This is a genomic window from Limnothrix sp. FACHB-406, assembly GCF_014698235.1.
Taxonomy (GTDB): Bacteria; Cyanobacteriota; Cyanobacteriia; order CACIAM-69d; family CACIAM-69d; genus CACIAM-69d.
The window spans coordinates 1-11,919 of record NZ_JACJSP010000033.1; the positions used below are offsets into that span (position 1 = coordinate 1).

General features: G+C 53.8%; 12 protein-coding genes. 6 read left to right on the plus strand and 6 right to left on the minus strand.

Annotation, left to right across the window (positions count from 1 at the left end; genetic code table 11):
- Nucleotides 1-16 precede the first annotated feature (16 nt).
- Together H6G53_RS18320 and H6G53_RS18325 are read right to left on the minus strand one after the other, a co-directional pair.
- Nucleotides 17-616, minus strand: coding sequence for an IS607 family transposase (locus H6G53_RS18320; RefSeq protein WP_199309319.1), 600 nt, complete (start codon nucleotides 614-616; stop codon nucleotides 17-19).
- Between the two features lie 689 nt (nucleotides 617-1,305).
- The gene (locus H6G53_RS18325) at nucleotides 1,306-2,001 is read right to left on the minus strand and encodes a lysozyme inhibitor LprI family protein (protein WP_190535525.1); all 696 of its coding nucleotides are present in this window, start codon (nucleotides 1,999-2,001) and stop codon (nucleotides 1,306-1,308) included.
- 690 nt (nucleotides 2,002-2,691) lie between these two features.
- Here H6G53_RS18325 and H6G53_RS18330 point away from each other — a divergent pair.
- From H6G53_RS18330 to H6G53_RS18340, 3 genes are all read left to right on the plus strand, one after another.
- Nucleotides 2,692-4,536, plus strand: a complete 1,845-nt coding sequence (locus H6G53_RS18330; RefSeq protein WP_190535528.1) for an NAD(P)H-quinone oxidoreductase subunit F — start codon at nucleotides 2,692-2,694, stop codon at nucleotides 4,534-4,536.
- A gap of 174 nt (nucleotides 4,537-4,710) precedes the next feature.
- Nucleotides 4,711-6,237: an NADH-quinone oxidoreductase subunit M gene (locus H6G53_RS18335; RefSeq protein ID WP_190535531.1), complete on the plus strand. Its 1,527-nt coding sequence runs from the start codon at nucleotides 4,711-4,713 to the stop codon at nucleotides 6,235-6,237.
- A gap of 127 nt (nucleotides 6,238-6,364) precedes the next feature.
- Nucleotides 6,365-7,675 (plus strand): CO2 hydration protein, encoded by a 1,311-nt coding sequence (locus H6G53_RS18340; RefSeq protein ID WP_099535082.1) that lies wholly within the window; start codon nucleotides 6,365-6,367, stop codon nucleotides 7,673-7,675.
- Nucleotides 7,676-7,775: 100 nt separating this feature from the next.
- On the opposite strand, the gene H6G53_RS18345 is transcribed toward H6G53_RS18340, so the two are convergent.
- Together H6G53_RS18345 and H6G53_RS18350 are read right to left on the minus strand one after the other, a co-directional pair.
- Nucleotides 7,776-8,153: a hypothetical protein gene (locus H6G53_RS18345; RefSeq protein WP_190535533.1), complete on the minus strand. Its 378-nt coding sequence runs from the start codon at nucleotides 8,151-8,153 to the stop codon at nucleotides 7,776-7,778.
- Nucleotides 8,146-8,364, minus strand: coding sequence for a hypothetical protein (locus H6G53_RS18350; protein WP_190354871.1), 219 nt, complete (start codon nucleotides 8,362-8,364; stop codon nucleotides 8,146-8,148). The genes H6G53_RS18345 and H6G53_RS18350 overlap by 8 nt, the downstream gene beginning before the upstream one ends.
- A gap of 278 nt (nucleotides 8,365-8,642) precedes the next feature.
- On the opposite strand from H6G53_RS18350, the gene H6G53_RS18355 reads away from it, so the two are divergent.
- Both H6G53_RS18355 and H6G53_RS18360 read left to right on the plus strand, forming a co-directional pair.
- Nucleotides 8,643-9,044 (plus strand): hypothetical protein, encoded by a 402-nt coding sequence (locus tag H6G53_RS18355; protein ID WP_190535536.1) that lies wholly within the window; start codon nucleotides 8,643-8,645, stop codon nucleotides 9,042-9,044.
- A 24-nt stretch (nucleotides 9,045-9,068) separates the two neighbouring features.
- Nucleotides 9,069-9,683 (plus strand): hypothetical protein, encoded by a 615-nt coding sequence (locus tag H6G53_RS18360; RefSeq protein WP_190535539.1) that lies wholly within the window; start codon nucleotides 9,069-9,071, stop codon nucleotides 9,681-9,683.
- A gap of 11 nt (nucleotides 9,684-9,694) precedes the next feature.
- Here the strand turns inward: H6G53_RS18360 and H6G53_RS18365 are convergent, their stop codons facing one another.
- On the minus strand, nucleotides 9,695-10,021 hold the full coding sequence (locus tag H6G53_RS18365) for a nucleotidyltransferase family protein (RefSeq protein WP_190535542.1): 327 nt from the start codon (nucleotides 10,019-10,021) through the stop codon (nucleotides 9,695-9,697).
- A gap of 65 nt (nucleotides 10,022-10,086) precedes the next feature.
- Nucleotides 10,087-11,619 carry a cryptochrome/photolyase family protein gene (locus tag H6G53_RS18370; RefSeq protein ID WP_190535547.1) on the minus strand — a complete coding sequence of 511 codons (1,533 nt, stop codon included), beginning with the start codon at nucleotides 11,617-11,619 and terminating at the stop codon, nucleotides 10,087-10,089.
- A 124-nt stretch (nucleotides 11,620-11,743) separates the two neighbouring features.
- On the opposite strand from H6G53_RS18370, the gene H6G53_RS18865 reads away from it, so the two are divergent.
- Nucleotides 11,744-11,919: helix-turn-helix domain-containing protein (locus H6G53_RS18865; RefSeq protein WP_190535545.1), on the plus strand; the 176-nt coding region annotated here is incomplete at its 3' end.

Sequence of the window (11,919 nt, forward strand, 5' to 3'; positions counted from 1 at the left end):
CAGGAGCGCTTTTTGATCAGGGTTTAGGAAGATTCGGATCTTCCTGGATCGCCTTGCGGTAGCTTCTGAGTCCGGGCATTCGACGAGAGAAGAGGTGAAGGGTGGCGAGCAGATCCGCTGTGAGTTCGGATTCTGGGCAGTGAACAGATTGGTCGAGAACCATGAGTTCGCCACCGTTTTGTTGAGCCATGAACTCGAACAACTCGAATCCGAATCGACACAATCGATCACGGCAGGCAACCACAATTTGGAGCTGATCGCCGCGCATGAGTCTGACCAGTAGGGATTGCAATCCTTTTCGCTTGAAGTTGAGACCTGATCCGATGTCTTGGATGATTTCGGCATTGGGATAGCGATCGCGCATGAACTGGACTTGTCTAGCGAGATCATCTCGTTGCTTGGCTGAACTGACGCGGCAGTAGCAAACAACGATAGATCGAGTTGCGTTGCGTCCATACGACTCAACGTTGTAGAGCCGCTGACCCGCCTCGTTTCGGATGGTTTCGATCTTCCCTTCATCTGCGTACTTTCTCAGCGTATTAGCGTATTTGGATGCAATCCCAGAAATTCGACCGCTTTTCTGAGAGGGATGTATGCCATATCTAAATATGGGCATACGTTAGCGAATGTTAGTAAATTAATTACTGTTGATCAACCTCGATCCCAACCCCAGCAACGGTTCACGACAAATAAAACAGCCCCTAGCGATAGCTATCTATTCCCACCTGGCGATTGACCGAATTTTGCTGCACAACGAAACCAACTTCGAGTGATCGATTATCTGAACCCTGTCATTTTAGTGATTTGTGATTAATCTAAACTGACTCAGCAATCAGGGTTTCAGACCCCGATCACTCGATCGCGGGGTTCCCGTGGGCTAATTTCTTTGAGAATAATCCACCCTGATCAAGGTTTTTCATTCATTGTTTGTCTAAATATTTTCAAAAGTGTGAATTATGCTCAGAAATCGCAATTTTTTTGAAATTATTGTGAATTTCGGTTTGTTTTTGGCGATTTCTGCAAAGCAAGTCTTGAGAAAATCAATTTTTCTCAGACAAGAATTCCGCAAGAGTCTTTAGAGTTCCTCAAGATTACGATAGACCAAATTTGAAAAATCGGGGGCCGCCACCACTCCCTGCGCCGGGAGCAATTGGTTGACGGCTCACTCTACAAAGTTGAATTGATACAAAAAAATTTACAAAAACAGTCGAAATTGCCCAAATTAGTTCACTCAACTCAAGTTTGGTCAATTCAAGTTCGATCAATTCAAGTTTGATCACCATCCCCCAGACCAGTTCCCTGGGGTCAACGGTTGCTCAAGGCTTCTTCCAGGGCAACGGTGCGCTGATCGGATAAGCGAATCACACAGCGATCACCCGTTGATTGCAGACTTTGTTCAAAGGCACAGGCGCGATCTCGAAACCGAATCCAGGCCTCCTCAGCCGCAATCAGGCGCGATCGCTGGCTGCCTGACTGGGCTTGCAACAGGGCTTGGTGGGCGCGATTTAAAGCAGCATCCGCAGCGGGTTGGCTGAGGCGACCGGCGGGAGGAGTTGTGCCTCGGCGATAGGCCTGCAAATCGTTCAGCCGCTCCTGGGTCACGATCTCCTTGCAACTCCACTCGATCAACGGTTGCATGGAGCCGCCTTCAAACTCGCCAGACGCAAAAGCACAGTGCCGATCGCGGAAAGTGATCCAAGCTTGCTGGGCACTCACCAGTTGTTGCTGTTGGGGGGCACTGAGCCGGACGATCGCCCGTTGGTAGGTTTGATTTAAGGTGCGATCGACCCGTTCCCAGCTTTCATAGGCGCAGCGGTTCATGGTGGTTTGATCTTGCGGATCCCGGCAATCCTGAGCCTGGGCCGCAGCGGGCAAAACCCCCACCCCAACAACCATTCCCATCCCAGAGATCGCCCCCAAGAGCCATAGCCCCAACCATCCGGGGGCCGATCGTTGGATTCGCTGCTGGATCCAAGTTGGGGAATGATTGTGCGAATTCATCTCTGAATTCATCTCTAAGTCCATCTGCGAACTCATTTGCGAACCAGTTTTTACCGATGATTGCGCCAGTGGGTGGTGCACCATGATTCGATTCCCATATTTGCTGACTTGTTCAATGCTGATGAGATTCGTTGCCCAGTTGATGCCTATTCAATCACTTGGGATTTGAGGGGATTGAATTTTGAGGGAATGGGGTATCGAATCTTCAAATCGAATCCTTCAGTTAAATCCATTAATCGAATCTGTGGCTCAGATCCAGGATCATGGTCTAGCGATCAATACTTAGTAATAAATACTTAGCAATGTCAGATTGCTGATCAACTATTTTGATCAGTTCTGATCAGTCACGATCGCTCGTTGCCGTCCGTCTCATAGTCCTTTACAGCCCCACAGCGCGATCGTCATCCGGATCATTGACCCAAAACTCTTGATTGGCCCTGGCGATCGTCCCTCACAGGGATCCTAAATGTCAGGGATTAGCAATAAGCCACACTTAGACCCTTCATCGGAGTTTCCAAGCATTTGCTTATAGATTTTCCCTTTTGAACCCAGTAATCTTAAAAACAACTAAAGCATTCTTAAACTTGCATAACAGGACTGCGTTGCTGCATTGTCTGTTTCAGACTCTGCGGCCCAAAATTCTGCGCCCGAAACCTGCTATTCGTACCCTGATTCCCATGGAAAACGCCTATGGATCGCTGGATTATCGATAACCTTTGGCTGGTGCCGACCTACGCCCTCTTTGGCGGGCTGTTGGCCCTGCTTTGGTCGCCGGCCTTCATTCGGCGCACCGGCCCGCGACCGGCGGGCTATTTCAACATTCTGTCTACGGGCCTAGCGTTTTTACACAGCGCGATCGCCCTGCCCCTGATTTGGAACCAGCCGGAAGCCACCATTTCTTTTAACTGGCTGGATGCGGCGGGGCTGAATGTGGATCTTGACCTCAAGGCTTCCGTGGTGAACGTGGGCACGATGGCCCTGATTTCCGGGATTACCTTCCTGGCGCAACTGTTCGCCGTCGGCTACATGGAAATGGACTGGGGTTGGGCCCGGTTCTATTCCTTGCTGGGCTTGTTTGAAGGCGGCATGTGCCTGCTGGTGCTGTGCGACTCGGCATTCTTCAGCTATATCGTTCTAGAAATCCTGACCCTGGGCACTTACCTGCTGGTGGGCCTGTGGTTCAGCCAGCCGCTGGTGGTGACGGGAGCGCGTGATGCGTTCTTGACCAAGCGGGTTGGTGACCTGGTGTTGCTGATGGGCGTGGTGGCGCTGCTGCCGATCGCTGGGACTTGGAACTTTACGGACTTGACCGAGTGGGCCAAGACGGCGGAACTCGACCCGACCGTGGCGACGTTGCTGGGCTTGGCCCTGGTGGCTGGCCCGATCGGGAAGTGCGCCCAAATTCCGCTGCACCTGTGGCTGGATGAAGCCATGGAAGGGCCGCTGCCCGCATCGATTTTGCGAAATGCGGTGGTTGTCCCGATCGGGGCTTGGGTGTTGGTGAAATTCCAGCCGGTGATTGCCCTGTCGCCCGTGGCGGTGACGGTGGAATGGTCGGTGGGCTTGGTGACGGCCCTGCTGTGCAGCGCGATCGCGATCGCCCAAATCGACATTAAGCGCGTGCTGTCCTACGCCACCAGTGCCTACATGGGCTTGGTGTTCGTGGCGATCGGCTTTGGTCAGTTGAATTTAGCGCTGCTGCTCTGCTTGACCTATTCCGTGGCCATGGTGCTGTTGACCATGAGCGCCGGTTGCGTGATTTCCAACTGCGTCACCCAAGACATCACTCAGTTGGGTGGCTTGTGGCCCAAGCGCCCGGCAGCGGGCCCCGGTTTCCTGGTGGGGATGTTGGGCTTGGTGGCCGTGCCGCCCTTGGGCTGCTTCTGGTCGTTGTCGGCCTTGGGCGGTGCTCTGCTGGATGCCAATCAACCGTTGATCTTTGGGGCGTTGCTGCTGATTAACGCGATGACGGGCTTTAGCCTGATGCGGACTTTTGGGCTGGTGTTCTTTGGCTCCGAGTCACCCATGACCGAGCGGGCCCCGGAAGTGCTGTGGCCCATGAGTTTCTCAACGCTGGTGATGGTGGGTGTGGTGCTGCACCTGCCGCTGCTGTTGATTCAATGGCAGGTGTTGCCGAGCCTGGGCACTACGGAAGCGATCGCCCTGGCCACTTCGTCCCTGATTGGTTTGGGGTCGGCGGCGGCGCTGTACCTGAATCCGCAGGTGGCTAAGCCGGTACATTCGATTCCGGCTCCGATTCGCGATTTCTTTGCCTATGACCTCTATACGGCGAAGCTCTATCGCAACACGATCGTGCTGGTGGTGGGCGCTGTGTCCGGCGTGCTGTTCTGGATCGATCGGTTCATCGTCGATGGCTTTGTGAATGCGGTGGGGGCCCTGACGGTGGTGGGTGGCCAAGGCTTGCGCTACAACACCACGGGTCAAGTGCAGTTCTATGCCCTGTCGATTCTGTTGGGGGTGGTGCTGTTTGGGGCGCTGGTCGCTTGGCCGATTCTGGCCCCGGCGGTTCCCTAGGTTCCGATCATTTCTGATCGCCGTGGGGTCAACCCGTGGGGGCGCACGGCGGTGCGCCCCTACCCGGAACCCAGACCAGACAAGGGGCTTAAGCCCCTTGCTCCCCCAGTGATTCAGCGTTAGCGCGTCGTTTGACTACAGCCGTAAATCACAGCAATGTCACAGTAAAAGCCTATGTTGAGCGCATTGATTTTAATTCCGGCGATCGGGGCGGCCCTGGTGGGTCTGTGGCCCGGTCAGCCCAACTCCGCCCTACTGAAAAAGGTGAGCCTGGCCATTGCCAGCGTGATCGCCCTGTGGACGTTGTATTTATTTGCCCAGGTCGATGTGAATGCGATCGGGGCGCAAATGACCGAATATTTGCCCTGGGTGCCGCAACTGGGCTTGAGCTACAGCCTGGGTGTGGATGGGTTGTCGCTGCCGTTGGTGGGCTTGACTGCCCTGCTGGCTTGGATCGCCATTTGCAGCAGCGATCGGGACTTGCAGCGCCCCCGGCTCTACTACTCAATGATTTTGCTGGCGATCGCCGGGATTAACGGCGCATTCCTGGCCCAAAACCTGCTGCTGTTTATCCTGTTCTACGAACTGGAGCTGATTCCCTTCTATCTGCTGATCGCGATTTGGGGTAGCGAACAGAAACGCGGCTATGCGGCCACGAAATTTCTGATCTACACCGCCATCTCCGGGATTCTCGTCCTGGCGGGCTTCCTGGCCCTGACCTGGCTCAGCGGCTCCACCAGCTTTGACATTGGGCAAATCGACATCAAAAAACTGTCCGACAGCGCTCAACTGATCTGCTTGCTGCTGTTGGTCGTTGGCTTCGGCATCAAGATTCCCCTCGTGCCGCTGCATACCTGGCTGCCCGATGCCTACGTGGAATCGTCACCCGCTACCACGGTGTTGCTGGGTGGTGTGCTGGCTAAGCTGGGCACTTACGGGCTGCTGCGCTACGGCTTGGGTCTGCTGCCCGACGCTTGGGGGACGATCGCCCCGGGTCTGGCGCTGGTGGGTGTGGTCAGCGTTATGTATGGCGCATTGACCGCGATCGCCCAAAAGGACATCAAACGGATGGTGGCCTACAGCTCGATCGGGCACATGGGCTACATCATCGTGGCCGCCGCCGCCCTCAATCCCCTGTCTCTGCTGGGTTCCGTAGCCCAAATGGTCAGCCACGGCTTGATTCTGGCGATTTTGTTCTACCTGGTGGGTGTGATTGAAAAGAAAGTCGGCACCCGCGACCTGGACAAGCTGAACGGGTTGATGAGTCCGATTCGCGGCTTGCCCCTAACCAGCGGCCTGTTGGTGCTGGCGGGCATGGCCAGCGCGGGCATCCCTGGTATGGTCGGCTTCGTGGCGGAATACATGGTGTTCCAAGGCAGCTTCACCACCTATCCCGTGATTTCGCTGCTCTGCATCCTGGCTTCCGGGCTGACGGCGGTATACTTCGTGATTTTGCTGAATCGCACCTGCTTTGGCCGCCTGGACAATGCCACTGCCTACTATCCCGCCGTGCGCTTTGATGAGCACTTGCCGGGTCTGATTTTGACCGCGCTGATCGTCTGGCTGGGCATTCAACCCACCTGGCTGGTGAAGTGGATCGAGCCGACCACGGACGCAATGATCGCCGCGATTCCCACAGTGAACCAACCGGTGGCGATCGCCCCCACCAAACCAGCCCGGTCGGCCCCCGCGATCGATTAAGGACAGATCCGGGTAGGGGCGCACAGCCGTGCGCCCCCCACAGGTTGACCCACCGTTAAGCGATCGATCGGGTGTAATCGCCCCTCTCCAGACTTCTCTGAAACCTTGGAATTTTCCCCACAACATCATGGTTCAGACCCCAATCAAACCGGACACCGCCCCCAAAATTCCCCCCTCGCAGCATGAATTTGCGGAGGTGATCCATCGCCTCGAAGCAGGCGGCGCAATGTTGCCCGACACGCCGGAAAACCTGATGCAAATCATCGGAATTTACAAGGCCTATGCCGTGCCGATGGACTTCTATTGGCGGGACTTGCTTTACATCGCCGAAGAAGTTTTCCTGAATCCGTTTCCCTTTTTTAAATATTTCCTACCTCAGAAATATTTAGACCTGCCGAACCACTACGCGGGCGACACCGCCGACCTGCGAATTTGGCGCGGCATTGCCACAGCCCACCCGGAATTGCTCGAATTCATGAGCAAGGGTGAAACGGTCAAAATGCCGAAGCTGTTCCATCACCTGTGGCACGATCGGGTGAACATGGAATTCGCGGAAGCCTGTATGCAGGCCATGCTTTGGCATCGCAAAATGTATGCGGGCGTGAATCGGTTTGATGACTTCCTGAACACCGAAGAATATCGCCAAAACTGCGATCGCGCCATCAAAGCCTACTTCAAAGGCAATCCGATCATGTTGGGGATGTATAAACTCTTCCCCGAAGCTTTTATTGAACAATGCCGAATGATGTCCTACTACAGCAACTTGGGGCTGTTCTGGGAAATCATGGCTCCGGTGTTCTTTGAAATGTCGGACATCTACGATGAAGGCGGCTTCAAGGGCGTGCCCGATGCCATGAACTTCCTGATCAATGGCATTTTCGCGATTTCCGGTCGCCCCATCTATCACCGGGTAAATATTCGCGGCGAATGGTTTGATTTGGTTCCTAAAGATAAGGGCTTCATGTGGCTCTACGACGCCGCATTGCCCTACGTGGAAGCGGTGTTTTATCGCACGGCTCCGTTCCGGGGAACCAAGTCCTACAACGCCCAGGCGGGTCAAGTGCCCAGCGAGCAAGCAGACTTCCATTACGGCATTCTGTACGCTGACGTGTTCCCCGTCGGAACCGCTGGAATTCCGCCCACACAGTTGATGCAGGATATGTTGCATTTCCTGCCGCAATACCTGTTGGATTACTATCACCAACATTGCCGGGGCGAGGACGATATGTTGATTCAGCTCGGGATTACTTTCCAGCGATCGATGTATTGCGTCACCTCCGCCGTCATCCAAGCGCTGCGGGCGGCGTTGCTCTATCCGCTGGATGACGAAAACCCGGAACACCTGATGGCCAACCGCAAATTCTTCGAGGCACAAATGGATCGCTTCAAGCGCCCCGAAGCTCGCCTGCGCGACATCCAAAATCGCGATTACCGCTAAGTTTCCTTCCTAAGAGTTGCTTGCTCTACTTGAGCGGCAGGGCGATCGGGTTAGTGTGTCCCACTAGCCCGATTTTTTATCTGTTTAAATCTAGATACAGCTAAATGTGAGTCTCAGCCAACGATCGCTCTGCTGTTTCACTACCTTGGCGGTTTAGGGCTTGCCAATTGGCGGCGATCGGCTCGAATGCACAATAGCAAGTAATCACTTCGCGCCCGCTATTGCTTATAAATTGTTCCACTTCAATCACGACCCAATCGCCGTCCCGACCATGGGTTACGCCATTACCCGGATCGGTCAAATTGCTGTAGTCCCGTAGCCGATCGCCCGGCTTTGGCAATCGATTAGCGCCGTAGTCCAGCTCCTGCGCCAACAAATCCGTTAAGCTGCCCCGAGGCATCAATCGCCGTTCTTCCCAGCCAGGTGCGTCGGCCGCAGCCACATACAAAATCCGCCGATTTGGAATTAGTTCAGTCATCGCCTTTTTCCTCCTGCCAAGTTTCATCCATAAAACTGGTTTGCGGCCCTTCAAAGACGCAATCTACACCCAAGGCCATACCTCCATCAGCCTTCACAATATCTTTGAGTTTCCATCTATTTCGCTGGGCCATTTTTCGACAATCGGCAGGAGTAGCAGCCCCATGAACATTTTCGGTTTCTGGGTCGTATTCCCAACTTTTCTTGCTCACCAGCGATCGCCTCGTACGATTTCTGTTAATGGCTATTGAATGCTATCTACTATAGCGATTTTGAGAGTGCATACAGCCTTGACTTCAAACGATTGGCACGCTGTATCACAGATGCAATGAAGGGTAAGACTGATTTGATAGGTGCTATCACTGTGCTTATTGAGCGAGGTAAAGGCTGTATCAACCTTGGAATACACTGAGAATTGTCTTTAAGTCGGTGGTTTATGCTGAGATTATTCATCCTTCGTCAATCGGCGATCGCTCTAGTTGGATTAGCCTTGGTTGCAACTCCCACGTCAGCGCAAACAGTTAATTGGGAACAATTGCGGCGAGCTTGTCCCCAAAATCCTCAAGCTTATGTGGGTTCAGCGGCTCAAGCGGCATCTATGAAAGAAGCGGTTCGACGCTATCTTGGCGCAACTGCTGATAGTTTGGAGCACATGTCTGACCCAACAATTTATCGGGGTTGGGGTGATATATCTTTTTTGTCTGGCGAGATGTCTAGCGCTCGTCAATTTTTGATTAACCCTAACGGTCGTGTCATTGAGTTGTCATTTTCGCTGGACTTTGCTTCCGGCCAACATGACAATTACCGTTCATTGGAGCGAATGCGTAATTTAGGTGTTTCGCCCCAGGTAACAGCTTGTTTGCATGAAGGAGCAAGGCTTTTTCATTTTTAGTGCTGTGGTTGGAGATGAATTGCGATGACTAGACCAAGCATTCTGCGTCCGGGGCAATCCTATAGCTTTCGGCAATATTTTGAGATGGCCTATGAGCCGGACGATATTTTGGCGGAGTTCGGTTATACGTTGCAGCGATCGCGCCTGGTCTTGCCCCACAGCAATGCACCGCTCGATCGCCTGGAGGATCTGAAAACACGTATTCAAGAGAGCTTGCCTTACATTAGCCTCAGCAGTGAAGCAGCTCGGCGGGAATTGTTAATTGCACCATTGTTGTTGGATGTGGTGCATTACACGCGGGCGCAACTGCGAATTGAATATCCCTTAATGGTTAATGAGCAACTGAAAGGCTCTCTTGATTATTATCTTTATGCGGCACAAAAGCTGCTGGTGATTGAGGCGAAGAATGCTGATTTAGCGCGTGGGTTTACGCAGTTGGCGGTGGAGCTAATTGCGCTGGATCAATGGACGGATAGCGATCAAGATTATTTGCTGGGTGCGGTGTCTACGGGCGATGTTTGGCAATTTGGCCGCTTAAATCGATCACAGAAGCAAGTGGAGCAAAGCTTGATTTTGTATCGTGTGCCTGATGATTTGGAGAGCTTGCTCCGAATTTTGGTCAAGATTTTGGAGCCTTGATATCCTAAGCCTCAGATATAAATTGCATCGCGATCGATCCGGCGTTTCAGATAGGGATTCATGCGCGGGCGATAACGAATTAGGTCGATCGAGCGTTGGAAAATTTGCTCTAAATCTGCTTTGATGTCCACCATTGTGAATAGGTCAGGCACGGTCAATTCCAAGACGATATCGATATCGCTGTCGGGCGTGGCTTTGTTGCGGGCCACTGAACCAAAAATACCAAGCCGGGTTACACCATACCTTTGGTGAAGATCGGGAGCGAGTTGCCGAAGGGTAGCGAGGATGTGATCGCGATCGGGAGGGCTGTTAGGTAAGGTCAATATTGGTTCGGTCATGGTTGACTGATTAACCTTTCATTCAACTCAAGTTTCCGGCGCTGGAGATTGAGAGTATCGATATTCTACTCATTCAATAATTGCTGTTGACGATGCCAGGCCACGGAGAGAGCGCGGATTGCGGCCATTTCTTCGGCGGGGATTTTTTCCAGATGTTTCAAAATTAGGCTCATGCGCCCCTGCGATCGCAATTTGGTCTCGTGCCGTGCCAGGAAATCCCAATAGAAAAAGTTAAACGGACAAGCTTTCGGGCCAGTGCGATCGCGCGGGTTATAGCGACAGCCTTTGCAATAGTCGCTCATCCGGTTGATGTAGTTAGCTGAGGCGGCGTAGGGCTTGGAAGCCAGCACCCCACCATCGGCAAATAGCCCCATACCAATCACATTGGTTTGCATCACCCAATCGTAGGCATCGATAAAAACCGCGTGGAACCAGTTCTCAACTTCCTGGGGATTCAGACCGGCAATCAGGGCAAAATTCGACAGCACCATGAGCCGCTGAATGTGGTGAGCATAGCCGGTGCGATCGACCTGTTGCAGCACCTGGCGCAGACAGTTCAAATCGGTGTTGCCGTCCCAAAACCACTGGGGCAGGGCGTGTTGGTGGTTAAACCAGTTGCGATCGGGGTAGGGCGGTTCCTCGTCCGCCTTCAGCACTTGCAGGTAAATGCCGCGCATATATTCCCGCCAGCCCAGCACTTGGCGAATGAAGCCTTCGACGCTGGCGATCGGCAGGCCCCGATCGCGCCAGGCCTTTTCGGCGGCAAAGATTACCTCACGCGGGTGCAGCAACCCGATGTTGAGGTAGGGCGAGAGCAGGGCGTGCCACAGGGTTTCCTGGCCCGTCACCATCGCGTCTTGGTAGGGGCCAAAGGTGCGGAGCCGGTGGGCGATGAAGTGGTCGAGTACGTCGAGGGCACGCGATCGGGTGGTGGCCCAGCGGAAGGAGTCGATCGATCCGTAGGTGGGCAAATCGAGCGATCGCACCTTTTCGATCACCGTCAACACAATTTCATTGGGCGCAAACTCCAGCGGTGCGGGCGGATGTAGCGGCCCCTTGGGTGGTTGGCGGTTGTCTTTGTCGAAATTCCACTGGCCGCCGACGGGTTTGGAACCCTCCATCAAAATTTGGAACCGTTTGCGCCCTTCCCGATAGAAATCTTCCATCAGGAAGCGTTTTCGGCTGCCAAACCAGTCTGCTAGCTCTTCTTCGCTCCAGAGGAATTGGTTATTGGGAATTTGCTCCAGTTTGCAGGGCAAATCGAGCTGATTCAGGGTTTGCTGAAAGGGCCGATCGACCGGAGCCATCACCAGCAGCCGATCGATTTGGTGTTTGACGACCCAGGCGCGGAGGGGCGTGGCGAAATCTTCTGCTTCGGCCCAGGTGGCGGGCCAGCCCATATCCTGCAACTCCCGCACAAAGTGGCGCATGGCCGACCAAACCAACACCAACTTTTGGGCATGGTAGGGCCGTTGGCGCACATGGGCCAGGGACTCGATCGCGATTACCGGAACCCTTGCCCGATCGCCCGCACAGGCCACCAACGCCGCCTGCTCGTGCCACAGTTGATCGCCCAAAATCCACACCCCCGTTTTCATGGGGATGCTCAATTGCTGGAGTTCCGCACCCATTACGCCCTACCGATTTCTGACCAAAATAAAGGGTACAAGCCCCGCCCTTCTAGGGCGGCTTGTTCGATCAACCCCACTTATAATGTTAGTTATGAAAGCACGATTTCGCTACCGAATTTATCCCAATCGCCTGCAAAGATTAATGCTGGCGAAGACGTTCGGTTGTGCTCGTGTGGTCTACAACGATGCAATTCGGTTGCGTCAAGACCTCTATCAGCAAGGGGAGAAAGTTAGCGATACTGAAATTCAGAAACGGGTGATTACCCA

What these genes read in the sequence shown, in the direction of transcription:
- H6G53_RS18335 (WP_190535531.1), top strand. Translation starts at nt 4,711, where the DNA reads ATGTTGAGCGCATTGATTTTAATTCCGGCGATCGGGGCGGCCCTGGTG.
- H6G53_RS18320 (WP_199309319.1), bottom strand. Translation starts at nt 616, where the DNA reads ATGCCCATATTTAGATATGGCATACATCCCTCTCAGAAAAGCGGTCGA.
- H6G53_RS18365 (WP_190535542.1), bottom strand. Translation starts at nt 10,021, where the DNA reads ATGACCGAACCAATATTGACCTTACCTAACAGCCCTCCCGATCGCGAT.
- H6G53_RS18340 (WP_099535082.1), top strand. Translation starts at nt 6,365, where the DNA reads ATGGTTCAGACCCCAATCAAACCGGACACCGCCCCCAAAATTCCCCCC.
- H6G53_RS18370 (WP_190535547.1), bottom strand. Translation starts at nt 11,619, where the DNA reads ATGAAAACGGGGGTGTGGATTTTGGGCGATCAACTGTGGCACGAGCAG.
- H6G53_RS18360 (WP_190535539.1), top strand. Translation starts at nt 9,069, where the DNA reads ATGACTAGACCAAGCATTCTGCGTCCGGGGCAATCCTATAGCTTTCGG.
- H6G53_RS18325 (WP_190535525.1), bottom strand. Translation starts at nt 2,001, where the DNA reads ATGAATTCGCACAATCATTCCCCAACTTGGATCCAGCAGCGAATCCAA.
- H6G53_RS18330 (WP_190535528.1), top strand. Translation starts at nt 2,692, where the DNA reads ATGGATCGCTGGATTATCGATAACCTTTGGCTGGTGCCGACCTACGCC.
- H6G53_RS18345 (WP_190535533.1), bottom strand. Translation starts at nt 8,153, where the DNA reads ATGACTGAACTAATTCCAAATCGGCGGATTTTGTATGTGGCTGCGGCC.